25 protein-coding genes are annotated in these 26,616 nt (G+C 72.1%); 12 read left to right on the top strand and 13 right to left on the bottom strand.

From position 1 onward, the window contains the following. The first annotated feature begins 75 nt into the window (after window positions 1-75). Entirely contained in the window at window positions 76-891 is an 816-nt protein-coding gene (locus ADL05_RS21550; RefSeq protein ID WP_053618799.1) for a type II CAAX endopeptidase family protein, read from the top strand. On the opposite strand, the gene ADL05_RS21545 is transcribed toward ADL05_RS21550, so the two are convergent. Next, complete coding sequence (locus ADL05_RS21545; RefSeq protein ID WP_053618798.1) at window positions 860-2,155, bottom strand: MFS transporter; 1,296 nt, start codon at window positions 2,153-2,155, stop codon at window positions 860-862. The two genes, ADL05_RS21550 and ADL05_RS21545, sit on opposite strands and share 32 nt — an antisense overlap. 166 nt (window positions 2,156-2,321) lie before the next feature. Here ADL05_RS21545 and ADL05_RS21540 point away from each other — a divergent pair, with 166 nt between their 5' ends. Further along, entirely contained in the window at window positions 2,322-3,023 is a 702-nt protein-coding gene (locus ADL05_RS21540; RefSeq protein ID WP_053618797.1) for a FadR/GntR family transcriptional regulator, read from the top strand. A 102-nt stretch (window positions 3,024-3,125) separates the two neighbouring features. On the opposite strand, the gene ADL05_RS21535 is transcribed toward ADL05_RS21540, so the two are convergent. Together ADL05_RS21535 and ADL05_RS21530 are read right to left on the bottom strand one after the other, a co-directional pair. Further along, window positions 3,126-3,884: an RraA family protein gene (locus ADL05_RS21535; RefSeq protein WP_053618796.1), complete on the bottom strand. Its 759-nt coding sequence runs from the start codon at window positions 3,882-3,884 to the stop codon at window positions 3,126-3,128. 225 nt (window positions 3,885-4,109) lie between these two features. After that, complete coding sequence (locus ADL05_RS21530) at window positions 4,110-5,018, bottom strand: Lrp/AsnC family transcriptional regulator (protein ID WP_053618795.1); 909 nt, start codon at window positions 5,016-5,018, stop codon at window positions 4,110-4,112. A gap of 414 nt (window positions 5,019-5,432) precedes the next feature. On the opposite strand from ADL05_RS21530, the gene ADL05_RS21525 reads away from it, so the two are divergent. From ADL05_RS21525 to ADL05_RS21515, 3 genes are all read left to right on the top strand, one after another. Beyond that, entirely contained in the window at window positions 5,433-6,974 is a 1,542-nt protein-coding gene (locus ADL05_RS21525; RefSeq protein WP_053618794.1) for an LCP family protein, read from the top strand. A 98-nt stretch (window positions 6,975-7,072) separates the two neighbouring features. Further along, the gene (locus tag ADL05_RS21520) at window positions 7,073-8,056 is read left to right on the top strand and encodes a hypothetical protein (RefSeq protein ID WP_053618793.1); all 984 of its coding nucleotides are present in this window, start codon (window positions 7,073-7,075) and stop codon (window positions 8,054-8,056) included. Between the two features lie 167 nt (window positions 8,057-8,223). Continuing rightward, window positions 8,224-9,009, top strand: coding sequence for a hypothetical protein (locus ADL05_RS21515; protein ID WP_053618864.1), 786 nt, complete (start codon window positions 8,224-8,226; stop codon window positions 9,007-9,009). Between the two features lie 52 nt (window positions 9,010-9,061). Here ADL05_RS21515 and ADL05_RS21510 read toward each other — a convergent pair whose 3' ends face one another. Beyond that, window positions 9,062-9,271, bottom strand: a complete 210-nt coding sequence (locus tag ADL05_RS21510; protein WP_053618792.1) for a dodecin — start codon at window positions 9,269-9,271, stop codon at window positions 9,062-9,064. Window positions 9,272-9,987: 716 nt separating this feature from the next. Between ADL05_RS21510 and ADL05_RS21505 the strand changes: the two genes are divergently transcribed. Then, entirely contained in the window at window positions 9,988-10,203 is a 216-nt protein-coding gene (locus ADL05_RS21505; RefSeq protein ID WP_053618791.1) for a hypothetical protein, read from the top strand. 50 nt (window positions 10,204-10,253) lie between these two features. On the opposite strand, the gene ADL05_RS21500 is transcribed toward ADL05_RS21505, so the two are convergent. The 5 genes from ADL05_RS21500 to ADL05_RS21495 all read right to left on the bottom strand — a co-directional run bounded on the left by ADL05_RS21500 (window position 10,254) and on the right by ADL05_RS21495 (window position 15,278). After that, window positions 10,254-13,739, bottom strand: a complete 3,486-nt coding sequence (locus ADL05_RS21500) for a hypothetical protein (RefSeq protein ID WP_053618790.1) — start codon at window positions 13,737-13,739, stop codon at window positions 10,254-10,256. A gap of 175 nt (window positions 13,740-13,914) precedes the next feature. Then, entirely contained in the window at window positions 13,915-14,088 is a 174-nt protein-coding gene (locus ADL05_RS29935; protein WP_082376725.1) for a DUF397 domain-containing protein, read from the bottom strand. A 47-nt stretch (window positions 14,089-14,135) separates the two neighbouring features. Continuing rightward, on the bottom strand, window positions 14,136-14,318 hold the full coding sequence (locus ADL05_RS29930; protein ID WP_082376682.1) for a DUF397 domain-containing protein: 183 nt from the start codon (window positions 14,316-14,318) through the stop codon (window positions 14,136-14,138). Between the two features lie 40 nt (window positions 14,319-14,358). Then, window positions 14,359-14,535, bottom strand: a complete 177-nt coding sequence (locus ADL05_RS29925; protein ID WP_082376681.1) for a DUF397 domain-containing protein — start codon at window positions 14,533-14,535, stop codon at window positions 14,359-14,361. Beyond that, a complete protein-coding gene (locus ADL05_RS21495; RefSeq protein WP_082376679.1) occupies window positions 14,532-15,278 on the bottom strand; it encodes a helix-turn-helix transcriptional regulator in 747 nt (248 codons plus the stop codon). The genes ADL05_RS29925 and ADL05_RS21495 overlap by 4 nt, the downstream gene beginning before the upstream one ends. A 98-nt stretch (window positions 15,279-15,376) precedes the next feature. Between ADL05_RS21495 and ADL05_RS21490 the strand changes: the two genes are divergently transcribed. Continuing rightward, the gene (locus ADL05_RS21490; RefSeq protein ID WP_156365947.1) at window positions 15,377-15,628 is read left to right on the top strand and encodes a hypothetical protein; all 252 of its coding nucleotides are present in this window, start codon (window positions 15,377-15,379) and stop codon (window positions 15,626-15,628) included. Window positions 15,629-15,843: 215 nt separating this feature from the next. Here ADL05_RS21490 and ADL05_RS21485 read toward each other — a convergent pair whose 3' ends face one another. From ADL05_RS21485 to moaA, 3 genes are all read right to left on the bottom strand, one after another. Further along, window positions 15,844-16,440, bottom strand: a complete 597-nt coding sequence (locus tag ADL05_RS21485; protein ID WP_255351852.1) for a molybdenum cofactor guanylyltransferase — start codon at window positions 16,438-16,440, stop codon at window positions 15,844-15,846. 61 nt (window positions 16,441-16,501) lie between these two features. Continuing rightward, a complete protein-coding gene (locus tag ADL05_RS21480) occupies window positions 16,502-17,689 on the bottom strand; it encodes an RtcB family protein (protein WP_053618788.1) in 1,188 nt (395 codons plus the stop codon). Between the two features lie 121 nt (window positions 17,690-17,810). Continuing rightward, window positions 17,811-18,818, bottom strand: a complete 1,008-nt coding sequence (moaA, locus tag ADL05_RS21475) for a GTP 3',8-cyclase MoaA (protein WP_053618787.1) — start codon at window positions 18,816-18,818, stop codon at window positions 17,811-17,813. Between the two features lie 367 nt (window positions 18,819-19,185). Here moaA and ADL05_RS21470 point away from each other — a divergent pair, with 367 nt between their 5' ends. Then, the gene (locus ADL05_RS21470; protein WP_053618786.1) at window positions 19,186-20,007 is read left to right on the top strand and encodes an alpha/beta hydrolase; all 822 of its coding nucleotides are present in this window, start codon (window positions 19,186-19,188) and stop codon (window positions 20,005-20,007) included. Between the two features lie 286 nt (window positions 20,008-20,293). On the opposite strand, the gene ADL05_RS21465 is transcribed toward ADL05_RS21470, so the two are convergent. Beyond that, on the bottom strand, window positions 20,294-21,760 hold the full coding sequence (locus ADL05_RS21465; protein ID WP_053618785.1) for a PLP-dependent aminotransferase family protein: 1,467 nt from the start codon (window positions 21,758-21,760) through the stop codon (window positions 20,294-20,296). A gap of 215 nt (window positions 21,761-21,975) precedes the next feature. Here ADL05_RS21465 and ADL05_RS21460 point away from each other — a divergent pair, with 215 nt between their 5' ends. The 4 genes from ADL05_RS21460 (at window position 21,976) to ADL05_RS21445 (ending at window position 26,551) form a co-directional block, all read left to right on the top strand. Further along, window positions 21,976-22,608: a YitT family protein gene (locus ADL05_RS21460; protein WP_053618784.1), complete on the top strand. Its 633-nt coding sequence runs from the start codon at window positions 21,976-21,978 to the stop codon at window positions 22,606-22,608. Window positions 22,609-23,035: 427 nt separating this feature from the next. Continuing rightward, window positions 23,036-24,841: a glycoside hydrolase family 15 protein gene (locus tag ADL05_RS21455; RefSeq protein ID WP_231640854.1), complete on the top strand. Its 1,806-nt coding sequence runs from the start codon at window positions 23,036-23,038 to the stop codon at window positions 24,839-24,841. Between the two features lie 741 nt (window positions 24,842-25,582). Next, complete coding sequence (locus tag ADL05_RS21450) at window positions 25,583-25,810, top strand: helix-turn-helix domain-containing protein (RefSeq protein WP_053618861.1); 228 nt, start codon at window positions 25,583-25,585, stop codon at window positions 25,808-25,810. A 66-nt stretch (window positions 25,811-25,876) separates the two neighbouring features. Further along, window positions 25,877-26,551, top strand: coding sequence for a uracil-DNA glycosylase (locus ADL05_RS21445; RefSeq protein WP_053618782.1), 675 nt, complete (start codon window positions 25,877-25,879; stop codon window positions 26,549-26,551). Window positions 26,552-26,616 lie beyond the last annotated feature (65 nt).

The following is a 26,616-nucleotide window of genomic DNA, read 5'->3' as shown; positions in this document are numbered from 1 at the left end:
CCTCGGCGCGTTCACCGCCTCATTCCTGGTCGGGGGCCGTCGCACTCCCGCCCGGGCAGCACGTAGATTCGACGCGTGAGCGACAAGACCCACCACGAGGCGCACGCGACCGGCGCCGCCGACTCCGACCTGGCCCCGCACCTCACCCCGAGTGTGCTGCGCTGGGAGATCCTGTGCGTCCTGGCCCTGTCCCTGGGCGCCGCGGCGGTGTCGTCGACCATCTCCTTCGTCGGCGCCCTGACCGCCACCGAGAGCCTCGCCGAACAGACCGCGAGCCTGGTGAACCCGCGCGCCGTCGAACGGCCGTGGCTGGACCTGTCCTACCAGCTCTACGCGGTCGTCTTCGCGCTGGCACCGGTGGCGCTCGTGCTGTACCTGCTGCACCGGACCGGCGACTCGGCGCGCACGATCGGCTTCGACGTGCGCCGTCCCGGCCTGGACCTGGGCGGCGGCGCCGCGCTGGCGGCCCTGATCGGCCTGGGCGGCCTGGTCGTCTACGTCGTGTCCTGGCAGCTCGGGCTGACCCGCACGATCGCGCCCAGCACCCTGGACGGCAACTGGTGGGACTCCCTCGTGCTGGTGCTCCAGGCCGCCAAGAACGGCCTCCTGGAGGAGGTCATCGTGGTGGGCTACCTGCTGCACCGGTTCGGACAGCTGGGCTGGTCGCCGTGGAAGTCGGTGCTGGTGAGCTCCGTGCTGCGGGCCTTCTACCACCTCTACCAGGGCGTGGGGATGTTCTTCGGCAACCTGGTGATGGGGCTGGTGTTCGGCTGGTTCTACCTGCGTTACGGCCGGGTGATGCCGCTGGTGGTGGCGCACACCCTCATCGACGTCGTGGCCTTCGTGGGGTCGGTGTACCTCATCGGCCGGCTCGACTGGCTTCCCGTGTGACCCGCGTGGCCTCCCGGGCGGCGATCGCGTCCTCCAGGTAGCGGGGGCGCGACAGCAGGAGCCCGAAGACGAGGTTGACCGCCGTCAGGGCCACCAGCAGGGCCAGGGGCGCGTGCCAGCCGCCGCTGAGCTCGTGCAGCAGCCCGAAGAGGAAGGGGCCCGCGCCGCCCATGAGGTAGCCCAGGCTCTGGCTGGTGGCCGACATGGCGGCGGTCCCCGGGCCCGTGCGGGTGCGCAGGGCGAAGACGGTCAGGGCGAAGACGAAGCTGCCCATGCCCACGCCGACAAGCGTCGTCCACACCCACACACCCGACAGGGGCGCGAACCACATCCCGGCGAAGCCGGTCAGGTAGGCCGCCGCGAACATGACCACGATCGGGCTCGTGTTGCGCATCCGGGTCGCCAGGGTGGGCAGGACCAGCGACACCGACACGCCCAGCAGTGTGAGGTAGGACAGGGCCAGTCCCGCGGACTGCGCGTCCATCCCCTGGTCCCGCAGCATCTGCGCGTACCAGCCGAACATGATGTAGGCGATGGAGGACTGGGTGCCGAAGTAGAACACGGCCTGCCGGCCGATGCCGGTGCCCAGCACCTGGCGCAGGAGCAGGTGGCGCCCGCTGCCGCCGCGGCGCGGTTCGGCGCGCAGTGCCAGGAGCCAGGGCAGGGCCGCCACGAGCGCGAAGAGGGCGTAGGAGCCCAGCGCGACGCGCCACTCGCCCGTCGCCTGTTCCACGGGCACCGTCGCCGCGGCCGCGATGGCGGTCCCCGCCGCCAGGGCCGTGGTGTAGACGGTCGTCATCAGGCCCACGCGGTCGGGGAAGTGCTCCTTGACCAACGCGGGGAGGATGACATTACCGATCGCTCCACCGGAGAGTGCCACGACGCTCAGGACAAGGAAGAGCCAGGGGTAGGGGGCGAACGCGCGGGCGACGAGCCCGACGAAGAGCGCGCCGAGGGCGTACACCAGGAGGTGGTGCTCGCCCAGGCGCCGGCCCAGGGCGGGGGTGAGCCCGCCGAAGAGGGCGAAGCACAGCACGGGCAGCGTCGTGAGCACTCCGGCACCGACGGCGGTCATGCCCAGACCGTCCGTGACCTCCCCGAGGACCGGGCCTACACTGGTGATGGCGGTCCGCAGGTTGAGGGCGGCCAGGGCGATGCCCACCGCCACCAGCAGGAGCACACCGCGCCGGGGACGGGACGAAGCGGTCCCCCCGTACGGGGAACCGCTCTGTTCGCCGGTGTTCGCTGCGGAGGTGACGCTCATGGGAGGCGGCTCACATATTCATAGGATGACCCGATGTACTTCATGAGGATAACGCATTGCCGTTCGCCGTCATTTCGAGCCCGCAACTGGTCTAAGCTCCGGCCTAACCGATCCGTACCCGTGCGCTGGCCCTGTCATCCGGCGACCCGCCCCTAGGAGGTTACGCGTGCCCCTCGCCTCGACACGCCGGACCGGTCTCGTCGACCAGGTCATCAGTCAGTTACGAGCCCAGATCGACTCGGGTGAATGGGGCGTCGGCGACCGCATCCCCACCGAGTCGGAGCTGTCCGACCAGCTCGAGGTGGGCCGTAACACCGTCCGCGAGGCCGTCCGCGCCCTCGCCCACGCCGGGCTGCTGGAGATCCGGCAGGGCGCGGGGACCTTCGTGCGCGCCTCCAGCGAGCTCGGCGGCGCCCTGCGCCGCCGTCTGGAGCGCTCGCGCCTGCGGGAGAACCTGGAGGTGCGGCGCGCGCTGGAGGTGGAGGCCGCGCGACTGGCGGCTCTGCGCCACAGCGACGAGGACATGGCGGGGATCGACCGTGCGATGGGCCTGCGCGAGGAGGCCTGGCGCGAGCGCGACATGGGCGCGTTCGTGGAGGCCGACTTCACCTTCCACCGGGCGGTCGTCAACGCCACGCACAACACCCTGCTCATCGACCTGTACGACGACATCGCCCAGGTGGTCTACGCGAGCATCGCGCACACCGCCTACGGGCAGAGCGCGGAGGCCGCCGACCGGCCGTCCTCGGCGACCGAGGGCATCGACCACTCGGGCCTGACGGAGGCGATCCGCGCCGCCGACGCCGCCGCGGCGGCCCGTGAGGCCACCTGCTACATCGACGAGCTGCTCTCCCTCACCGAGGACTGAGCGACTCGCCACGGCCCGAGCCGCACCCGCTCCCCTCCGGGCCGCGCCCGCCGGTCGGGGCCCACGTCCCCTCAGGAACCGGGCCCCGACCGCCCGCGGCCCTCAGTCGGTCCCGTAGGCGTCGCCGAGGGCGGGCAGGTGCCCGCCGCGCGCGCGGAGCGCCGTCAGGCCCTCGACCACGCGTGCGGCGGGGTCACGGCGCCCCAGGCGGTGCATCCGGCCGAGTCCCGGCCGCGGGCGCTCCTCGGTCGACCCCTCCCAGCCCGCGACCCGCGAGGGGTCCAGGCCCAGCAGGTCCAGCGTGCTCTCCCCCGCCGCCACTGCGTCGACGAGTGCGCGCTCGCGGGTGAGGCTGCTCATCGCCTCGGTGATGATGGTGCTGACCTGGCCCCGCGGCAGGCAGACCACACCGTCGTCGTCGGCGACGATCCAGTCGCCCCGACGCACCGGCAGCGGCGCGGGCCCGTTGGCCGTCATGCTGATCTGCTGGCCGACCGCTCCACCCGCGTCGTGTCCGGCCTCGCGCACGGCCACACCGGCGCTGAAGACGGGCAGCTGGCAGCGGGCGATGGCGGCGATGTCGCGCACGCACCCGTCCAGGACGATCCCCGCCACGCCCCGGGTCCGCGCGGCGACGGCGAGGACCTCGTCGACGTAGCCGTACTCGGAGTCACCGGCCACGTCCACGACCAGGGCCGACCCGGGGGGCGCCTGGGCCACCGCCACGTGCAGGGCGAGGTTGTCGCCCGGTGTACAGCGGACCGGGAACGCGGTCGCGGCCAGCGCCGCCCCCGGCCAGACCGAGAACAGGTGCGTGCCGAAGGGGCGGCCGCCGCACCGGGCGAGCCCCGCCGTTCCCACCGCCGTCAACGTCTTAGCAAGCGCCACGTCTGCCTCCCACTACACCCGCGCCTGGTGCGGCCGACTCGCACCGACCTCCTCTATACTCACGGGTAACTTAAGCGTGACGCAAGGCATACGTCGCGGAAACACGTAAAAATGCTACCGGTGGTTACAGACAAGGCCCGGGCATCCGCGATTCCTCACCGGAGGCCACCGGGCGCGCACGGACGGTCGCCCCGCCCGTCACCCCGGCGGCCACCCCATCGGCCGCTCGCCGCCCCTGCGCTCCTTGCGCACCGACAGGTGGTCCCAGGTCTCCACGTAGGAGACACCGGGGGTCGAGCGGACCGATTCCAGAGCCTCCACCAGCCGGTGGCGATCCGGCGCGGTCAGCGTGCCGACGACGTCATAGCGCCCGAAACCGCTGGCCAGGAAGGAGACCCTGGTCAGATTGGCCAGAGCGGCGCCCAGCGCACCGGCGTCGCCCCGACACCTCAGCCCGAACCCCAGCTGCTCGTTGGCACCCACCGCCGAGGGCTCCACCAGCGCCGTGACGTGCACGACGCCCGCGTTCAGCAGGCGCACCACGCGCGAGCGCGCCGCGGCCTGCGACAGGCCGACCTGGCGCGCCAGGTCCGCGTACGAGGACCGGCCGTCCTTGAGTAGTCGGCGCACCAGACGCCAGTCCAACGCGTCCAGCTCGATGTCGCGCAGCTCCCGCACACTGCTGTGGGCGTCCTTGAACACCGACGTGGCGCGGAAGACCTCCGCGCCCTCCACGCCCGGCAGCGATCTGAGGTCGGCGAGCTCCTTGGTGAGGGCGGCGTCGTCGGCCACCCGCACCTGCGCGACGGCCGGGAACCGCCCCGCCGACTGCGCGGCGAAGGTCACGGCCTCGCGCTCCCCCAGCTCCTCCATCAGCGGACCCACCGGGCCCGCGACGCGGAACGACACGTGACCGAGGACCTCCATGCCGACCACGCCGGCGTGCAGCACACCGACGATCCGGATCGCCCCCGACTGCACGAGCTGGCGCACTCTGGCACGCACCGCCGTCCGTGACAGCCCGACCCCGTCCGCCAGGGCCTGGAACGTCGCTCTGCCATCCCCCTGCAACGCGCGCATCAGCGCCGCGTCAACCGCATCCAGCACTATGGTGCCTTTCGTTCCCATGACGCCGCCCTTCCCCCGGACAGCGCCCCCTCCTGCGGCCAGATCATCGCAGCTGTCGCGCCGGTTCACTACTGATCGCGAAAGAAATCGGTTGATTCACCCCTTTGAGCGGGGCGAACAGGTCGCCCAATCCCCCATCCGGTACCTACAGAGCACATAACAGACTTGTATAGAACGTCCCTATGACGGGGACGTCCGTACGTAGAACCGCGACAAACCGCCACACTGATGATCTGGGGCCGCACGCTCACCGGACCGGGAACCGGAACGCACGCTCGGTGCGTGATCAGGACAGGGGTAGCGTTCGATCGTGCCCGGCCGCCGCGCGGTGGCGAAGCAGTGAGATGTCGGCGGGGATCGCACACGCGCCCCGTGAGTGGAGAGGACACGTCGGTGACAGCGGAGGACGAGCAACGGGACGGGGCGCCCCCGCGTCCGAGCACGGGGCGGGCCCTGTTGTGGACCGCCGCCTCGGTCCCGCTCCCGGGGGTCGCCCACCTGCGCATGCGGCGGCGCCTGGCCGGATGGGTGATCCTGGGGACCTACCTCCTCGGCCTCGTCGCGCTGGCGGTGTGGGCGGTCAGCCTCTGGGGCCGTGACGGCGACACGCTGACCGTGGTGGCCGGCATGGCCGTCCAGAGCCGCTGGCTGCTGGGCGCGATGGCCGCGGTGTTCGCGGTGACGGTGCTGTGGATGGCCGTCATCGTGCACTCGTGGGCGATCACCCGGCCCGAGGGGTCGACGCTCGGCCGGCGCGTGGTCGGCGGCGCCGTCGTCCTGGTGCTGTGCCTGACGGTGGCGGTGCCCTCGGCGCTGGCGCTGCACGGCGGCTACACGGCCTACACGACGATCTCCGACGTCTTCGGCGGACCCGAGCGCGCGGACCTGCCACCGCACGACGACGCCGACCCCTGGAACGGGAACGAGCGGGTCAACGTCCTGCTGATCGGCTCGGACTCGGCGGACAACCGCTACGGCGTGCGCACCGACTCGATGATGGTGGCGAGCGTCGACCCGGACACGGGTGACACGGTGCTCATCGGCCTGCCGCGCAACCTGGAGAACGCCCAGTTCCCCGAGGGGAGCGCCCTCGCCGAGCGCTACCCGGCCCCCTACGGCTTCGACGGCCTGCTCAACGACGTCTACCAGGCCGTCTCCGAGGAACCCGGGGAGCTCGCGTTCAACCCCACCGCGCCCGACCCGGCCGCCGACACCCTCAAGCAGGTGATCGGCCACAACATCGGCCTGGAGGTCGAGTACTACGCCATGGTCGACATGATGGGGTTCCGCGACCTCATCGACGCGGTCGGGGGGATCGAGGTGGAGATCGAGGAGCCGATCCCCTACGGCGTGCACGGCGGCGTGCTGGAGGAGGGCCTGCAGCGCCTGGACGGCCATGAGGCGCTGTGGTACGGACGCTCCCGGGTCGCCTCGGACGACTACGGGCGGATGGGCCGCCAGGGCTGCCTGATCAAGTACGTCGCCGACCAGGTGGAGCCCACCACCGTTCTCACGAGCTACCGTGAACTGGCCGGCGCCACCGCCCGCACGCTGACCACCGACATCCCGCAGACCAAGGTCCCGGCGTTCATCGAGCTGGCCGACAGGGTCACCGACGAGGGCGACATGGAGGCGCTCCAGCTCTCGCCGCCGCAGGTCAACACCGCCGCCCCGGACTGGGAGCACGTCCGGTCCCTGGTCGCCACGGCGATCGCGGGCGGGGAGCCCGGCGGCGACGAGCTGCCGGAGAGCCCGTCCGAGGAGGCCTCCGACGGAACCGAGCCGGAGGCGGAGCCGACCGCGCCGGAGGAGCCGGGCACCGGGGACGACCAGACGGAGTGGCAGGAGTACACCGGTCTGGACGAGCCCGAGCCGGCCGACCCGGGCCGCCAGGTCGGCAGCGACCCCATGGATCTGAACACGCTGTGCCCCTGAGGGTGTGAGGCGAAACCGCCGCGTCCCCGTCTGACCACCTCCGGTCAGGCGGGGACGCGGCGTTGTGGAGCGGACACCGTCGGTGTGACCCTGTCCCGGTGACCACCGCGCAGCTCTGGACACTCGTGGCCCTCGGCGCCTTCCACGGACTGCACCCCGGCATGGGCTGGTTGCTGGCCGTGTCCCGCGGCCTCCAGGAGGGCGGACGCCGCGAGGTGCTGCGCTCCCTTCCGGCGATCGCCCTGGGCCACGCCGCCAGCGTGGGGGTGGCCGCGGTGGCCATCACGCTCACCGGTTCGGCGACGGCCTCGGTGCTCTTCCCGGTGGCCGGGGGCGCCGTGATCGTCGGGGTGGGCCTGTTCATGCTGCTGTCGCGACGGCACTTCCACTGGCGCGAGGTCCGGCTGTCGCTGTGGCAGCTGACGGCGTGGGCGTTCCTGATGTCATCGGCGCACGGGGCGGGGCTGATGCTGATGCCGGTCCTGGCCGGTCGGCTCGGGCAGGCGCACGGCGGCGGACACGGCCATCACGGCGGGACCGTTCCGGCCCCGGAGGAGGCCGGAACCGGTGGGGACGTCGGGAGCACCGCGAGCGCCGGAAGCGATGGGGCAGCCGGTGCGGCCGGGACCGATGAGGCAGTCGGCGCCGCCGAGGCGCAGGGAGCCGCCGGGTCGAGTGAGGAAGGCGGCTCGTCCGGTGCCGCTGGTGCCACTGAGACCGGTGGGGCGGACGAGGAAGGCGAGGTCGACGGGGCGCCCGGTACTGGCGAAACGAGCGGGGAAGCCGAGCAGACCGGGACCGGTGGAGGGTTCGGTGCCGCCGAGGGGCCTGAAGCGACCGGGGTACCCGGGGGCTCAGGTGCGACCGGGGACGCGTGGAGCCTGTGGGACGCGACCCTGCTGGGTGTGGGGGCGACCACCGTCCACTCGTTGGCGATGCTGGCGGCGGCGGGCGTCGCGGCGCTGATCGCCTACGACTTCCTGGGTGTGCACGCCCTGCGCTGGCGCGGGGTCACGATGGACCGCGTCTGGGCCGTGACCCTGGTCCTGGGCGGCCTCTTCGTCCTGTGGTCGGTCTGGTGAGCACCGCGCCGGGTCACCTCCGCCACACGATGTGACGGTAGCCACACGCTCTTCCGGGGCAGAAGCAGGCCATGTCCGAAATCTGGTGAGTCCTCCAGTCGTTATGTGTCCGGGAGCAATGCCGCGCGGTCACGACCCGTCGGCCAGCACACACAGGGGGCATGCGCATGGCACACAGACCGGCGAACTACGGGCGTCGATGGAACGGACTCCTGTTGTCCGTGGCCATCCTCGTGGTGATCGGTGTGATCGCGGCCCTGGGGACCCGCTGGGTGGTGCGCAACACCGCGCCTTCGATATCGATGCCCTGGGGGCCCGACTGCGCCGTCACGACCGACGACGGCCAGGTCCGCCTGGACCGCGACCAGGCGCAGCGGGCGACCACCGCGGCCGCCGTCACCGTCCAGGGGGACTCGGCACCCGTGGAGGCGCCCGACACCGACGACATCCCCGACGAGGTGATGACGCGCCTGGTGGAGGGGCCCGAGGACGACGCCGGCCCGTCGCTGACCTGCCGTTCCACCAACAACCCCGACCTGGGGGTGGAGGACGAGCTGGAGCCCTCCGGGCTGACGCCGCGCGCCCAGAACCTCCACGGCGGCCTGGTGAGGCACTTCTCCGACCTGAGCCTGGGCGGCTATGAGCCCGGCGGCTACGACACGGGCCACGGCGAGAACTCGGCGCACTACGAGGGCCGGGCGATCGACATCTTCTACCGGCCGGTCAACGAGGACAACCGGCGGGCGGGGTGGATCATGGCGCACTGGCTGATCGCGCACGCCCCCGACTACGAGGTCGCCGTGATCATCTTCGACGACCGCATCTGGAGCACGACCTTCCCGTCGCTGGGCTGGCGCGACTACGAGGCCGACCCCGACAACGAGATCCTGCGCCACCTGGACCACGTGCACGTGGACGTCCAGAGGGGCGAGGAGAGCGCCGACGCCGGCTGACGGTCGGGGCCGGACCGACCACGGTGGACGGCCCGGCCCCGACCGCCACGGCTCAGTCGTCGAGCCGGAAACCGACCTTGAGACCCACCTGGTAGTGCGCGATGGCGCCGTCCTCGATGTGGCCGCGGACCTGCGTGACCTCGAACCAGTCGAGTTCGCGCAGCGTCGCGGCGGCACGGTCGATGCCGTTGCGGATGGCCTGATCGATTCCCTGCGGCGAGGTTCCGACGATCTCCGTGACGCGGTACGTGTGGTGGGACATCAGTGACCCCCTGCGTAGTCGGTTGCACGGTCGCGGCGAGGCGACCCTCCGTCACCTGCCTCCCCGGAAAGCGCCTCGGCCACACGGGAGACGCGCATCCCGGTCGGTCCGGTCGCACGCGCGCGCGTGCACCCCTTGACCTTTTCCGGAAGACGTGATTGCCGAGGCTTGGGGCGCCTTTGACCCGAGGAATCCGCCTTCCCCCAGAGGAAATCGCACGGAGGGGATGGGCGAACTGTCAGATTAGTCCTGACCTGGGACTAAGGGCCCTTCAACGGTGGGACTCTCCCGAGACAACGTCGTAACTGACTCTTGACGTACCCCGGGGGGCGTCGGTGTACATTGGGTTCTAGCGCTTCGGTCCCCCGTCGGAGCGCGGAGCGATGTTTCGAGCCCCCGTTGAAACATCGCGCACGACGCCGGGTGGTTTGCCCCCGTAACCACCCGGCGTCGCCTATTCTCCCGGCCGATCGGTGAATACCCGACTGTTGCCACTCCTTGACCCACGGCCCCGATTTCCCCATGGGGTTTTGACCCGCCCCGATTCGCCCGACCGCAGGTCCCCGCTCCCCGGCCCCTCCTGAGCCGAGCCGACCGGAACCGACACCGACCGGGCCCCACGGGAGCGGGACGCGTCCGGGGCCGCGCCGAGGCGCACGTAGGGTGGTGGCGCGGGTGCACGACCCGCCCCAGCCCCGAACGAGGAACGGTCTGCTTTGGCTGACTCCGGACCCGCCGAGACACGGTGCTCACGGCGCGACTGCCGCGCGTCGGCGACCTGGGCCCTGGTGTGGAACAACCCCAAGGTCCACACGCCCGACCGCCGCAAGGTGTGGGTCGCCTGTGACGAACACCGCGAGTACCTGACCTCGTTCCTGGACGCGCGCGGCTTCCTGCGCGAGGTCACGCCCATGGCGGAGTTCGAGGGCTGACCGGGGCGCGCGCCCGCTACAGGACGCGCCCCGGCCGAGGGTCGCGGCCCTCACATCACCGCCAGGCGCCACGCGGCCAGCCAGACGGCCTCGTGCCCGGTCTCCCCGGCCCTGGTGAGCAGGTCCGGCCAGGGACCGGCCCAGTCGGCGGTCCGGCCGCAGCGCTCGATGATCTCCAGCGCGACCAGGCCCCTCATCACTCCCTCGCCGCCGCTGCCCGCCCTCGACCTCTGCAGCAGGCGGGACACGGTCCTCTCCAGGACGTCCATGGGCACGCGTTCGTCACCGCCGTAGCGCCCGTGCACGGGATCGACCAGGAGGTTCACGGAGGCCTCCGTCCGGTGCGGACAGCGGGCGAGCAGGCGCGCACCGAGCAGGAACCGCACCGACAGCCACTGCCACGTGGGGGCGGCCTCCTCCTCGCCGCCCCCCGCGCGCACTCGGTGGTGGATCCCGTTGGCGACGACCCGCAACGCCTCGGGCGCGAGTTCGGGACGGGCCGCGAGGTGGTCCAGGACCCGCCCGGCCTGCAGGGGGACCCCTTCGTCACCGTCCGAGTCCTGGCGGGCCGTCACGGCCTCGATCAGGTCGAGGACGCGCGCCAACCGCGCGGCGGCCTCGCCGCGCTCTCCGACGGGCAGTCGGCGGGGGACGCCCCCGTCGGGTCCGGGAACGGCGTCGATCAGCCGGACGGCCACCTCCGCGATCCGGTCGCGGGCGAACCCCGAGTGCACGAGGGCCTCGAACGCGCTGACCGCCTGGAGGCCGGGGACGTCCAGGTCGCAGACGGCGTCGACGATCTCGTCCACGTTCCGGTCGGACCAGGGAGCCCAGCGGGCGGTCCAGCCGGCCAGCCGCCAGTGGTGGCGGTCGGGGGCGGGCAGGGCGCTCACCACCGAGGCCGCCTGCCGGCGGCGGTCCGGCGGGCACAGGCGCGGCGGGACCTGGAGGACGGCGGTCTGCGTCTCCAGGTCCGTGAACCCGTCCGCGTGGGCCGCCAGTGCCCGCAGTGCCTCCGGATGGTCGGCCGCGCGCATGAGGGATCCCGCCACGGCGGCGCGCACGTCCCGGTGCAGCCCCGGCACGGCCAGCACGCGGGCCAGGTGCCCGACGCCGCCGGGCGGACGGTGGTGCTCCAGTAGCCGGGCCGCGCTCTTGCGGAGCGTGATCTTGGCGGGGCCGTCGAGGACCCGTCCCAGTACGGGGCCCAGCCGGGACGGGGGCACCCCTTGGGCGCACCTGCCCAGGGCGGGTCCGGCGGCCCGGGACTGGGGGCCGTCGGCGTGCTCCAGGATGCGGTCCAGCGCGCGCTCGGGTGCGTCGCAGCGGCCGAGGGCGCGCAGGGCGGCCTCGCGGAGGACGACGTCCGGGCTCGCCGCGAAGGGGGCCAGCCGGTCCAGGGTGCCGGGGAGGGCCGCCAGTTCGGCGATGGCCGACTCGCGCTCGTCCGGTGCGCGGTCGCGGTCGGCGGCGATCGTCTCCAGGTGGGCCGCGACACGGTCGCGCACCCGGTCCGGCCAGGCGCGTGCCGCGCGCGGCGGGACCGGAGGCACCCACACACGGCCCTCGGCGCGCTGGTACTCCTCGGCCGTGTCCAGGACGCGTTCCAGGACGCTGGGCGCGGCGTCGCGGGCCAGGACCTCCCAGACCGCCGGGATCCGCGCGGTGGCGGGGTCGGCGTCGAACAGCTCGTGCGCGCGCCGGGCCCGGTCCGGGTGGGCGAGGTACCAGCGCGCGGCCCAGTGCGCCGTGCCGGACTCGGGGTCGTGCAGGACCGCCGGGATCACATGGTCGTCGGCCAGGCCGCGCACGTGTTCGGCGCGGTCGCCCAACTCCCAGGCCAGCCGGACCGCGAGCGCGTGGGCGCCCCGGGCCTTGTCCGCGTCGAGCGCCGGGCGCAGGCGCCGGTACAGGTCGTGTTCGCGTCCGGGCGGCACGACCTGGTCCAGGTAGCGTTCGGCGATGTCCTGGCGCCGCCGCCCGCGCAGGCTCCACCACGGGGGTGCGTGCTCGGGGCGCCCCCACTTCCCCAGCCCCTGGACGCCGAACCGCTCCATGAGGCGGACGTACACGTCCAGCCCCCAGTCCGAGGCGGCCGCGTCGGCCGCCGTGCGCGGATGGCGCAGGAGCCGGGCGGCCAGGTCGCGCAGGGCGCGGCGGGTGTCCGCCGAGCAGTCGCGCGCCTCGACGGCGGCGGTGAGCAGGCGCACGAGGGGCCCGCCGCCGTCAGGCGTGGAACCGGAGCCGTCCGGGGTGGCCAGGCCCGCTCTGGCCAGCAGGACCGGGTGCACTCCGCACAGGGCCCGGATCAGGGCCCGGCGGACCGGGTCGCGTTCGGCCCGGGTGCGTTCGACACGTTCGGTGAGCACGCGTGCGAGCCGGTCGGCGTCGCCGGTCCGGGCGGTGGCCTCCACCAGTCGGCTCAGCCCTCGGGCCCGGCGGTCGGTGTCCCCGGAGGAGGCCGCCTCCTCCAGTCGGGGCGCCGCCTCGGCGTAGGGCAGGAAGGCGACCGCGTCGAGGTCCGTGTTCGGGTCCGCGCGGGTGGAGCGCACCTGGAAGCCGCCCATCCAGTCCAGCGCGCGCCGCGCCTCGCGGGCGGCCTCCTCGGGCGGCAGGAGTTCCAGGAAGGGCAGGAGCGCGGTCGCCGACCGCGCTCCCGCCGTCCTGCGGAACCGGTCGATGTGCTCCTGTCGCGTTTCGGGCGGCATGGCGCGCAGGACCCTCAGCGCCGACGCCATGTCGAAGCGCATCGATCGGCGCAGGAACCGCAGCGACCGGTCGCCGCCGCGCAACGCGGGGTAGCGCACGGGGTAGTGGTGGGGTCCGCCCTCACCGTGCCGGACGCGGTGCGCGTGCGGGAACGTGACCCGGTTGAAGTCGCGCTCGCTCAGCGCCCCGGCCACCTCCTGGGGGCGCACCGGGTCAAGGGCCTGGAGCGCCCGGCACAGCGGGAACCGCCTCCTCTCGTCCGCGTCCTGACGGCGGACGTGGTCGAGGACCGCGTCCGGGTGGCGCCGGGCGAGCCGGCGCCAGGAGCGCACGGCGTGCGCGAGGCCGGGCAGGTGGTCGGCGACCCGCTCGGTCGAGCAGGCGGGCAGCAGTGCGGCGGCCTCGGCGTCGCCGTACTCGTCGCGGACACGGGCCAGGAGGCCGTCGGCGAGCGCTGTACGCCCGCAGTGGTAGAGCGTCCGGTACAGGGCGCGCCGCAGACCGGTCGGGGCGTCCGCGAGCAGGGGTGTGACGGCGTCGTCGGGGACCAGGCGGACCCCGCGCAGGGCGCACCGGCGCAGGGCCGTATCGGGTCCGGCCAGGTAGCGGGTGAGGGCGGCGGTGTCGCGCGCGGCCGTGGCCATGTGCACGGCGAGGTACCCGTGGCCGCCGGTTTCGAGCTGCCGGAGGATCCCGGCGAGGTGGGGTGTTCCCGCGTGGTCGCGGGCGTAGAGCGCCAGACGTGTCATCCGCTGGGCGGAGGAGAGGTCGGCGAGGGAGGACAGGAGCTGGGTGGCCGACGCGTGCGTCGGCGCGGTGGGGCTCAACGGCCCGGGCGGATTCCGCCCTTCCTGATCGTCATGGCGGACATCATGGCCCACGGCCCGGTATTCCGCAAGCCGGACGTCAGGGGCCGTCCGGTCGTTCGGCGCACACCGAACCCCGGACCATCGGCCCGGGGTTCGTGTCAGCCTAGAGGGATTGTGAGGCGCTCACGGGGTGTCACACCTGGTTGCGGACCCCGGCGAGCAGGGCCACCCACTCACCACCGGGTACGGACAGGTGCCCGGCGTCACGGTTCACGGTGTCGCGCACGTCAGCGCCGTGGACGTGTTCCCGCACCTCGACGCAATTCGACCCGTTCGGGCTGTAGCTGGACTTGTGCCAATCGGACATCATCGAGCGAGACCCTTCCAGGATCGCGAGGGACTGCAGTGAGGCGGTCAGCTCCGATCGCGGGGGGCGACCGTGGCCAGGAGGGACGTCCACTCTGAGGCCGAGAGCGCCAAAATCGCGTGGTGGGGGTGCTTGGAGTCGCGCAGCTGCGCACCACCGGTGACACTTCGAGCTTCCACGCAGTTGCCGCCATTCGGGGAGTACGAGCTCTTGGACCAATCCGACTTCATTGGAGACCTTCCAGGATCGCCAGCGACTGCGAGGCGGGTGTCAGCCGTGGTCGCGCACCCCGGCGAGCAGGGCCACCCACTCACCACCGGGCACGGACAGGTGCCCGGCGTCACGGTTCACGGTGTCGCGCACGTCAGCGCCGTGGACGTGTTCCCGCACCTCGACGCAGTTGGCACCGTTCGCGCTGTAACTGCTCTTGTGCCAATCGGAAATCATCGGGCGAGACCTTCCAGAACATCACGCGTGGCCATGTGCGGCAAGGATAGCGCGAGCGCGTTGCGCACCAGCTCTGAGATGCGGGGAAGCACCGAGTCGGAGTAGATGGCGTTCCCGTCGACATGGTCCGAAGTCGCCACCTGACGGCCGTCCACCAACCGGAACATCATCAGCGGCGACGTCACGCCCAAAAGGATGGACCCCTCTGGCACCAAGTGCAGGCTGACGCGTTCCGGAAGGTCCAGAAGGTGTTGCGCCTGCGCCCTGCCCACGTCGTCGGGCACACCCGTCAGCGCCGTCATGGGGAACACTGCCGAGACGTGGGCGGTCAACTGTTCCAGCCGTGCGCTCCTCAGGCGCGCGAGGCGCTCCACATGATCTTCACTCAGCAGGGGCTGACCACTCCGGAAGACCAGGCGCGCGTATTCCAAGCACCACAGCAGCCCGGGAACGGCGACAGGCCCGATCAGGTCCACACGCGCGGCCATCTCCTCCAGACGTCCGATGTCCCTGAGGAAATGTGGCAACTCGCCGCCGTTGATGTGGTTCTCCCACGCCGTCACAACGTCCTCACCCACCCCCAACGCCTCACCCAGCGCCACCACCACATCGCGGCTGGGCATCACATGCCCGTTCAGGTATCGGGAAAGCGACGCCTGAGATATGCCCGTGCGGCGGGACAGAGCGGACTGGGTGAGCCCGGACAGGTCGAGGGACTTCCGGAGGTGCCGGGGGAAACTCATGGAAGCATCATCCAGCAGCGTTCCCCTCCTTGTCCCACGAATCCGGAAAACCAACGACGAGTAGAGGAAACCCCCAGGCAGAGCGCACCGTGGTGACCATGGAAGCTCTCAGGAACCTCGGCGCGGCGTTCGCGCACCGGCAGCTACTCAACTACCGGCGGGGCGACACGCTCGTCGTCAACGATCCCTACCTTCGCCAACCCGTCGAGATCACCGCGTACGGCCACTGGTACCGGTGGACCGGCCCGGACGGCACACCCCGGCACAGCGACATCCACGCTCCCGGGCCGACCGTCGACCAGGTCATCGACCAGTACGCCGGGCTGCACCTCGGGAGGGGTGCGACGTGACCGGCCGTGACGACGACCGCCAGGCCCCACGCGGCGGAGTACCTCGCGTGCTGACCCTCGAAGAGTTCGCCCGGCTCGTACGTCCTCGCTCGCCGGAACCCCCGCGACCGGCCCCGCCCGTCCCGCCACGGCTGCCGCGCCGCAACTCCGACCGGCGCCGACGCGGGACCTAGCGCTCCGAGTCCCTTCGAGGGGCGGGTGTCAGGTGTCTTCCGCTAATCCCCTTCGACATCGCGGCGGGCGCGGGCGAGGTCGTCGGGGGTGTCGACGTCGAACGCGGCGTGGTCTTCGGCCAGCGGGACGCGTCGAGGTGAGAGCGGGCCGAGCAGGCCGTACAGCGACCTCCCCTGGTAGTCCGCCAGGGCCTCCCGCACGGCCGCGGTGCGCCAGATCCCGGTCAGCCACTGCTCACGCCCGTCGGCGTCCACGAACACCGCGCCCGCGTCCCCGTCCCGGAGGGCGTCGGCCAGGGCGTCGAAATGCCCCACGGTCAGGTGCGGCAGGTCGGCGGCCAGCAGCGCGAAACAGGCGCGCTCCACGTGCGGGAGACCCGCGCGCAGAGCCGGGACGGGGCCCGAGCCGGGCGGATCCTCACGGACGTAGCGCGCGCGGGGGCTCTCGCGCGGCGGCCCGACGACCGTCACACCGGCGTCCGGACTGTGGGCCCTGACCACGTCGGCGACCCGCTCCACCAGCGTGCTCCCGCCCACCGCCAGGCCGGGCTTGTCGACGCCGCCCATCCGGCGCCCCTCACCGCCGGCCAGGATCACCGCGTCCAGGCCGGGGCGCGTGCTGTTCTCTCGCTCGTTCACGTCCCCAGCATGGACCACGGTGGCGCCCGCCGCCCGGGGGGCGGCGGGCGAACGGCTCCGCTCAGCCCTTGACGCAGATCACCTGGCGCAGGTGGGCGGCCACCTCGACCAGGTCCGTCTGGGCCTCGATCACCGACTCCAGATCCTTGTAGGCGCCGGGGATCTCGTCCACGACGCCCAGGTCCTTGCGGCACTCCACGCCCTTGGTCTGCTCCTCCAGGTCCGCCTTGGTGAAGGTCCTGCGGGCCTTGTTCCGGCTCATCCGCCGACCAGCCCCGTGCGAGGCGGAGTTGAACGACTCCGGGTTGCCCAGCCCCTTGACGATGTAGGTCCCCGTCGCCATGGAGCCGGGGATGATCCCCCACTCGCCGCGGCCCGCGCGGATGGCGCCCTTGCGGGTGACGAGCACGTCGACGCCGTCGTAGGTCTCCTCCGCCACGTAGTTGTGGTGGCAGGAGATCCACTGCACGAAACCCGTGCCGGGGATCCGCTCGGCCACGGCCGCGCACGCCAGCCCCATCATGACGTCGCGGTTGCGCCGCGCGTAGTCCTGGGCCCAGAACAGGTCGCGGCGGTAGGCGTCCATCTCCGGAGTACCGCTGAGGAAGACGGCGAGGTCCCGGTCGGGCAGGTCCTGGTTGTGCGGCAGGTCCCTGGCCCGGCCGATGTGGTGGTCGGCGAGTTCCTTGCCGATGTTGCGCGAGCCCGAGTGCAGGACGAGCCACACGGTCCCCTCGTCGTCCAGGCACACCTCCAGGAAGTGGTTGCCTCCCCCGAGGGTGCCCATCTGGCGCAGGGCCCGCTCCCGGCGCGGGTGGACGGCGTCGGCGAGGTCGTCGAACCCCCGCCAGAACGCGTCCCACCTCCGGCTGCGCAGACCGGGGACGCGCGCGGGGTCGACCGGCTCGTCGTGGGCGTGGAAGCCGACGGGGATCGCCGCCTCCAGCGCGTGGCGCAGGCCGCGCAGGTCATCGGGCAGACGGGACGCCGTCAGGTCGGTGCGCACCGCGGTCATGCCGCAGCCGATGTCCACTCCCACCGCCGCCGGGCTGACGGCGTCGCGCATGGCGATCACCGACCCGACCGTGGCGCCCTTGCCGAAGTGGACGTCGGGCATCACGGCCAGGCCGTGCACCCACGGGACGCGGGTGACGTTGCGCAGCTGCTCCATCGCGGCGCCCTCGACCCGCTCCGGGTCGGCCCACATCCGGATCGGTACGCGGTCCCCCGCCACTTCGGTGTACGGCATGTCGAGCCACCTCCCTGCTCCGTGATCCCGGCTCGTCGCGCTACATGAACCCAGATCCCGATCGGCGGTGGCAACGGGTTTTCGGTCCCCGGGTCGCTCTGCCGTTCGGCCGCCCGGCCCCTCAGCCGCCGATCGCCGACATCGGGCGGGCGGGCTGCAGGAACGAGGGGTCGTTGATCCCGTGGCCCGGCAGCTTGCTCGCCACCGCCGCCTCCCACTGCGCCACGAGCGCGTCGTCGTCGGCGCCCTCCCGCAGCAGGGTGCGCAGGTCGGACTCCTCCCGGGCGAACAGGCAGTTGCGCACCTGGCCGTCGGCGGTGAGCCGCACGCGGTCGCACGCCCCGCAGAAGGGCCTGGTGACCGAGCCGATGACGCCCACGGTGGCCTGCTCCCCGTTCGGGAAACGCGTACCGCGGAGGTGGAACAGTTCGGCGGGCGCGCTGCCACGCGTGTCGGCGTCGGCGGGGTCCAGTTCGAACTCCGTCTCCAGCAGCGCGAGGATCTCGTCGGCGGTGATCATGGTGTCGCGCCGCCACCCGTGCTGGGCGTCCAGCGGCATCTGCTCGATGAACCGCAGCTCGTAGCCGCGCTCGACGCAGTAGCGCAGGAGGTCGGCGGCCTCGTGCTCGTTGGTGTCGCGCATCAGGACGGCGTTCACCTTGACCGGGGTGAGCCCGGCCCGGGCGGCTCCTTCGAGCCCTTCGAGGACGTCGTCGAGCCTGCGGCGGCGGGCGAGCTTCTCGAACACGTCGTGGCGCAGGGTGTCGAGGGAGACGTTCACGCGGTCCAGCCCGGCCTCGGCGAGCGCGGGCGCCATGCGGGCGAGCCCGATCCCGTTCGTGGTCAGGGCGGTGTGGGGCCGGGGTTCGAGCGCGGTGGTACCGGCGATGAGGCCCGGCAGGCCCCGGCGCAGGAGCGGTTCGCCGCCGGTGAAGCGGACCTCGGTGATGCCGAGGCGGGTCACGCCCACACCGATGAGGCGGAGGAGTTCCTCGTCGGTGAGGAGTTCCGGCTTGGGCAGCCACTCCAACCCTTCGGGGGGCATGCAGTAGGTGCATCTGAGGTTGCAGCGGTCCGTGAGCGACACACGCAGGTCGGTCGCACGTCGCCCATAGGAGTCGGCCAGCACGGGCGTCACCCTCTCCAGTCCGAGTTGCCGGGTGGGTTGTACGCGAGGTTCCCACCCGAGGGATACCCACTGGTAAGCGTAAAAGATCCCCTTTCACAATGAGTAGCCTTAATCACACCTTATGCCGTATTTCGTGGCTAAACACGAGAGTTGGCCGTGGTGTCTGGACGACCTGCACGAACCTCCCACGTGATCGTTATGCCACCGATGCACGGGTTCGACGATCGCACCTCGATGACCAGGAGTCCCGGCTGACGCACCCATCACACATGCGCGAGGCGGCCGCCGCCCCGTAGGGTGACCGTCCTGGAACAAGCGGACCCTCGACGCCGTCGCGGCGGCGGCACGGAAGCGGAGGCGGGACACGGTGATCACGACTCGTGAGTGGGCCCTGGCGGGCGGACCGGACGGATCGGAACGGCTCGCGGCGCGCGCCTGGGTCTCCCCCGACGTCGAACCGACCTGGCTGGCCGTCCTCGTCCACGGGTACGGCGAGCACCTGGGCCGCTACGAGCAGGTGGCGGCGGACCTGGTCGCCGCGGGAGCGGTCGTCTACGGCGCCGACCACCGCGGGCACGGGCGCTCCTCCGGTGAGCGGGTGCTCATCGACGACTTCGCGGGCGTGGTCGAGGACGTGCACCGGGTCATCACCCAGGCGCGCACGGCCTACCGGACGCTGCCCCTGGTCCTGGTCGGCCACTCCATGGGCGGCCTCATCGCCTCCCGCTACGCACAGACCCATCCGGGGGACCTGGCCGGGCTGGCGCTGTCGGGCCCCGTGCTGGGGCACTGGCAGGCCCTGGAGGACCTGGCCGCCGCCGAGGAGATCCCCGACGTCCCCATCGACCCCGACACCCTGTCGCGCGATCCGGCCGTGGGCGCGGCCTACGTGGCCGACCCCCTCGTGTGGCACGGCCCGTTCCGGCGGCCCACCGTGCTGGCCATGCTCCGGGAGCTGGACCGCGTCCGCGAGGCGGGGAGCCTGGAGTCGCTGCCGCTGCTGTGGCTGCACGGCTCGGACGACGCGCTCGTGCCGATCAGCGGGACCAGGACGGGTATCGAGCACCTCGCGGGCCGTGACTTCGCCGCACGGGTCTTCCCCGGAGCCCGGCACGAGATCTTCAACGAGACCAACCGCGACGAGGTCCTGGCGGAGGTCGTCCGCTTCGCCTACCGCGTCACCTCGTAGGGCCGCAGTCCGGTCGGAACGGAGAGCGGGCACGCGGACGTCCCGAGGACGGCGTGGGCCGGACGGCCGGGTCCGGCGGGACCAGCGGGACCGGGCGGTGCGGCACGTCCGACGGTTCTGGCGGCTCCAGAACCCGGTCGGACGGAGGACCGGTCGCCCGGCGGGCCCGGCGGGCCGAGCGACTGCTCAGACGTGGAGCGGACCGCGCGGCTGGGCCCAGGGGGCCGTGCGCCCGCTCAAACGTGGAGCGGACCGCGCGGCTGACCCGGGTGTGCCGAGCGACGGCTCAGACGTAGAGCTGGCCGCGCGGCTGGGCCGGGTGGGCCAGGGTCTCGGCGTAGGCGCGGGCCAGCCGGTCCACGGCGTCGGTCAGCACGTCGGGCGGCTGGGTGTAGGCCAGGCGCAGATAGCGCTCCAGAGTGCCGTCGGTGCCGAACACCGGCCCCGCCGCGGGGTGCACGCCGTACCGGACCGCCGCGGCCGACAGCGCCGTCGCCACGGGCTGGGGCAGGGTCGCCCACACCACGAGGCCGCCCCCGGGCACGCTGGGCCGCCAGTCCGGCAGGCGCTCCCGCATGGCGTGCAGCAGCGCGTCCCGGTTGCGCCGCAGCTGACGGCTGCGCTCGGCCCGGATCCGGAGCACGTCGGACATCAGGTGGGTGACGACCAGCTGCTCCAGCACGGCCCCGGCGATGTCCACCCGCTGGCGGACGGCCATGAGGCGGGCCACCATCGGCGGCGTGGTGCGCACCCAGCCCACCCGTAGGCCGCCCCACAGCAGTTTGGCCACCGAGCCGACGGTGAACACGCGTCCGTCGGTGTCGTAGGCGGCCACCGGCGCGGGCAGGTCGCCGGAGTCGATGGCGAGTTCGGCGACCGACTCGTCGATGATCAGGTGGCTGCCGGCCCGGCGCGCCTCCCGGACCAGGACGCGGCGCTCGTCATCGTCCATCAGGGCGCCGGTCGGGTTCTGGAAGTCGGGGATGAGGTAGGCCAGGCCCGGGCGCCACTGACGGAAGGCGTCGGCCAGGTACTCCATGTCCCAGCCCTGCGGGGTGACGCCGACCGTGCGGATCCGGGCGCCCCGGTGGCGGGCGGCGTCGACCGGGTGCGGGTAGGTGGGCGACTCCACCAGCACGTCGTCGCCGTCCTGCACGAGCAGGTCCATGAGCAGTGACACGGCGTGCTGGGCGCCGCTGGTGACGAAGATCTGCTCCGGGGTGGTGGGCAGGCCGCGCTCGACGTAGCGGCGGGCGATGGCGTGCCGCAGCTCGGGCAGCCCGTAGGGGTAGTAGCCCAGACCGCCCACGTGGGCGGCGAGCTGTTCGGAGGCCTGGAAGGCCGCGGCGCGCAGCCCCTCCACGGCCGGGGGCGCGGCCACGCCCAGGTCGATCTGCTCGGCCGCGGACGGGAAGGGCGCCGACTCCCCCGAGCCCGAGTCCGGCAGGACCGTCCAGCTGCCCGCCCCCTGGCGGCTGTCCAGGAAGCGGTTGTCGCGCAGCCAGGCGTAGGCGGCGGTGACGGTGTTGCGGCTCACCCCGAGCGCGGTGGCCAGGTCGCGTTCGGCCGGCAGGCGGGTGTTGGTGGGCACGCGCCCGTCCAGGACCAGGCCGCTGACGGACCGGGCGATGGCCAGGTAGTAGGGGCGCTCCACGGGTGCCTCGCCGATCAGGCGGGCCAGCAGGCGGCCGTTGATGCGCCGGGTGCCGCCGCCCGTGCCCGTGCGCTCCATCGTTCGCTTCCCCCTGGCCATGGATCTCCCACCCGCGCATCTTGTTCAGTCCACTTGAGCGTATTGGCCCTTCACGTACGGCGCCACTTCCGCCACTCTGGCGATGCGGCTCCAGGAATGGTCTCTGATCCGATGACCGGATCTCTTGTGCGGTGTCCCGCCCACCGCTCCCCGAAGCCCGCCCCGTCCCACCCGCGCCGACCCCCGACCCGCGAAAGGCACCGGACCCCGCCGTGATGATCACCCCGATCCTGCCCCGCCCCCGTCTCCAGCGCCTCGTCCGCCTCTACGCCGGACTGGTCCTGTACGGGCTCAGCGGTGCCCTGCTGATCGAGGCGCGCCTGGGCTCGATGCCCTGGGACGTGCTCCACCAGGGGCTGGCCCTGCGGGTGGGACTTTCCATCGGCACGTGGAGCGTCATCGTGGGCGCCGCGCTGATGCTGCTGTGGATCCCGCTGCGGCAGAAGCCGGGGCTGGGCACGCTGAGCAACGTGGTGGTGATCGGCGTGGGCGTCGACCTGTTCCTGTGGCTGCTGCCCACGACCGACTCACTCGTGCTGCGTGCGGGGCTGCTGGCCCTGGGTGTGCTGGCGTGCGCCGTGGCGACCGGCTGCTACATCGGTGCCGGGCTGGGCGCCGGACCGCGGGACGGCCTCATGACGGGGCTGGCCGCCCGCGGCTGGTCCGTGCGCCTGGCGCGCACGGTCATCGAGATCACGGTGGTGGTCACCGGTGTGCTCCTGGGCGGGACGGCCGGGGTGGGTACCGTGGTGTTCGCCGTCACGATCGGTCCACTCGCGCAGGTGTTCCTGCCGATGTTCCGAATGACTGAAATGCCGTCGGAAGAACCGTCATCACCTCACCGTTAGCCGACCCGTCATGGGCTCTTGATCACCGCGTCATAACTTCTGCCCGGACAAACTCCCGCAATAGGCCCCAAACCACGCCGCCCCTGCAAATGCACGTGCACCTGCGGGTAGCGCGACCCCGGCGAAGAAGGGAAGATGGGACCGCGGTGAACGGAAGGACCGTGTTCGGGCGGGTTCCGGAGATCCGGCCTTTTCGGCTGTCCTCACCTGGGAATATACCGGGTACCAGGCGAGCCGGGCAGGGCTGGGGAGGGGACGGTGCCCGAACGGCGCCCCTTTCCGGCGGTGGACGCGGGTCGGCCGGACGGAAGGGTGAGAGGCCCCGACGGGGAGCGCACACGGGCGTGCGCGACATGCTCCGCGACGACGCGGCAGACCCCGTCCCGACGACGGCACTCGCGCCAACCGCAGGATCAAGGACGACGTGATGGGGGTGAGCCGCGTGCCCGGCTGGATTGAAGACTACGCAATGATCGGCGACATGCAGACCGCCGCGCTGGTCGGGCGCGACGGTTCCATCGACTGGGCCTGTCTGCCGGATTTCGACTCCTCGGCCTGCTTCTCGGCGCTGCTCGGCGACGAACAGAACGGGAGCTGGTCGCTGCGCCCGGCCGACGGCGAGCCGAACGCCACCCGGCGCCACTACCGGGGCGAGACGCTCATCCTGGAATCGGAGTGGGACACCGAGACCGGTTCGGTCCGGGTCATCGACTTCATGCCCCCGCGCGGCGGCGCCCCGCACATCGTCCGCATCGTCGAGGGCCTGAGCGGCTCGGTCGAGATGCACACCACCATGCGGATCCGCTACGACTACGGTCACGTGGTGCCGTGGATGCACCGGGCCGGTACCGAGCTCGTCGCCATCGCGGGCCCCGACGCGATCTGGCTGAGCGCCCCCGTCGCCCTGCGGGGACACAACTTCACCCACGACGCGAACTTCACGGTCTCCGCCGGACAGCGCGTGCCGTTCGTGATGACCTGGCATCCCTCCCAAGTGGAGGAGTCCGATCATTTGGACGCCGAGAAAGCGCTCTCCCGAACCGAGCGCTTCTGGGAGAAGTGGGTCAGCCAGTGCACCTACGACGGCCCCTACCGCGAGGCCGTCATCCGGTCCCTGATCGTCCTCAAGGCCCTCACCTACCGCCCCACCGGCGGCATCGTCGCGGCCCCCACCACCTCGCTGCCCGAGGAGATCGGGGGAGTGCGCAACTGGGACTACCGGTACTGCTGGCTGCGTGACGCCACCATCACCCTGGAGGCGCTGATCCGCTCGGGCTACAAGGACGAGGCCCTCGCCTGGCGCGAGTGGCTGGTGCGCGCCGTGGCCGGGGAACCCCAGCTCATGCAGATCATGTACGGCATCCGCGGCGAGCGGCGGCTCACGGAGTGGGAGGCCGACTGGCTGCCCGGCTATGAGGCCTCGCGCCCGGTCCGCATCGGCAACGCCGCCGTCGGCCAGTACCAACTGGACGTGTACGGCGAGGTCATGGACGTGCTGCACCTGGCCAGGCGCTCCGGGATCCGCGGCGGCGACCACCTGTGGGGCCTGCAGCGCTCCCTGGTCAACTACCTGGAGTGGTGCTGGGACGAGCCCGACGAGGGGCTGTGGGAGGTACGCGGCCCCCGCCAGCACTTCGTGCACTCCAAGGTCATGGCCTGGGTGGCGGCCGACCGCGCGGTGCGCAGCATCGAGGAGTTCGGCAAGGAGGGCCCCATCGAGCGATGGCGGGCCCTGCGGGACACCATCCATGCCGAGGTCTGCGAGTACGGCTACGACCCCCAGCGCAACACCTTCACCCAGTACTACGGCAGCAAGGAGCTGGACGCCGCCCTGCTGCTGATCCCCGAGGTCGGCTTCCTCCCCTACGACGACCCCCGCGTGATCGGCACCATCGAGGCGATCCGCAAGGACCTGATGGTCGACGGCTTCGTGCTGCGCTACCGCACGGACCTGGAGAACTCCGCCGACCAGCTGCCCGGCGACGAGGGCGCCTTCCTGGCGTGCAGCTTCTGGATGGCCAACGCGCTGCTGTCCATCGGCCGCCAGGAGGAGGCCAAGGAGCTGTTCGAGCGCCTGCTGTCGCTGCGCAACGACCTGGGCCTGCTGGCCGAGGAGTGGGACCCCCGCCTGGGCCGCCAGGTCGGCAACTTCCCCCAGGCGTTCAGCCACGTGCCCCTGGTGACCACCGCCCTCAACCTCGCCGACCGCCAGGGCGGCTGGCGCGCCGAGTGACCCCGTCGACCCCCTGACGCCCCGAAGGCGTCCCCCGGCCGCCACCCCTCGGGCGACCGCCTCGCACACCCCCTCCCCCGTGGCCGCAACGGTCACGGGGGCGCCGATCACTGATCGGTGTTGCGCCACCAGTATCCCTGTTTCGCCTTCCCACGGGCTCGATGGTCCATAGCCTTGGAGCCATGCGTCCCACACCCCCGAACCCTCGCAAGCCCAGCAGTACTTCTTCCTCTTGGGCCGCGAGGTCGGCTTGGACGATGACATCCTCACCGTCAGACGACCCTCGCTCCGCACGTTGACCGTCGACCGCCTCCCCTTCGGTGTCGATCCCGGTGCGGTGTTCGGGCTGGTCGGGCCTTCTGATGCCGGTCATCCCCTCCGTGTCGAACTGGAAGTCCTCCGACCGTCGGGAAGCGCTGCCCTCAGCGTGAGCGGGAGCGCGCAAGGCCGTGTCTGGGCCCGGACACTCCATGTCGTCATCGACGAAGTCGGTATCTCCGACTCGTCGACGCGACCGTGGTGCGGAGCGCTGACTACGGCTCATTCGTCGTCGACCTCTCCGCTGACGGCAGAGCCGTCGGAGTGGAGGCCCTGACCCTGGAACGCCCTCTGGACACCTCGGCGGTCCTGGAAGCTCTGGAGGAGACCGGTCACCTTCCGGACCCGGACACACATGAATGGGTCCGCTCCTTCGCCACGCAGATCAGTGACCTACAAGACCGGGTCGAAGCCCCGCCTCCAGTGCGACCCGCACAGAGGAGTCAGCGTCCTCTGGAACTGGAAGAGGTGCGCTTTCTGACCGTGGCGGAGGTCGCGAGCATCATGAGGGTCTCCAAGATGACGGTCTACCGCATGGTCCATTCAGGTGTCCTGCCGGCGACACGCGTAGGACGCTCGTACCGGGTGCCGAATCGCGCCGTCCAGGACTACCTCCGCGCGTCGGCCGCGAGTCTCCGGGCGCTCGGCTGACGACAAGAGGGAGCCGATCGCCCGAAAGGGCCGTGGATGTCGGGACCTGGCGCTAGTCTTCTGGCCATGTCTTCCAGGGACCTGAACGAAATCATGGACAACGGCTGGGCGAAGGCCCTTGAGCCGGTCGCCCCGCAGATCGCCGCCATGGGCGACTTCCTCCGCCAGGAGATCGCCGAGGGGCGGACCTACCTGCCTGCCGGCGAGCACGTGCTGCGCGCCTTCCAGCAGCCCTTCGACGACGTGCGCGTGCTCATCGTGGGCCAGGACCCCTACCCCACCCCTGGCAACGCGGTCGGCCTGAGCTTCTCCGTCGCCCCGGACGTGCGCCTGCCCGCGAGCCTGCGCAACATCTACAAGGAGATGCAGGACGACCTCGGCGCCCCCATGCCCTCCAACGGCGACCTCACGCCGTGGACCGAGCAGGGCGTCCTCCTGCTCAACAGGGTGCTGACGGTCGCTCCGGGCCAGTCCGGATCGCACCGGGGCAAGGGCTGGGAGGCCGTCACCGAGCAGGCCATCCGCGCGCTGTCCGAGCGCGGCAAGCCGCTCGTGGCGATCCTGTGGGGGCGCGACGCGCGCAACCTGCGCCCGATGATGCCGGGTGTGCCGTGCGTGGAGTCCGCGCACCCGAGCCCGCTCTCCGCACGCAGCGGGTTCTTCGGTTCCAAGCCGTTCAGCAGGACGAACGCGATGCTGGAGGAGATGGGCGCACAGCCCGTGAACTGGCAGCTGCCCTGAGGCGTCACACCCCCGCACCCCCACCAGACCCACGGACTCGGTACCGCCCCCCGGTGCCGGGTCCG

Origin of the sequence: Nocardiopsis sp. NRRL B-16309 (genome assembly GCF_001279585.1) — a bacterium.
GTDB lineage: Bacteria > Actinomycetota > Actinomycetes > Streptosporangiales > Streptosporangiaceae > Nocardiopsis.
The sequence above is the reverse complement of the archived record's forward strand: the minus strand, read 5'-3'. Positions and strand labels throughout refer to the sequence as shown.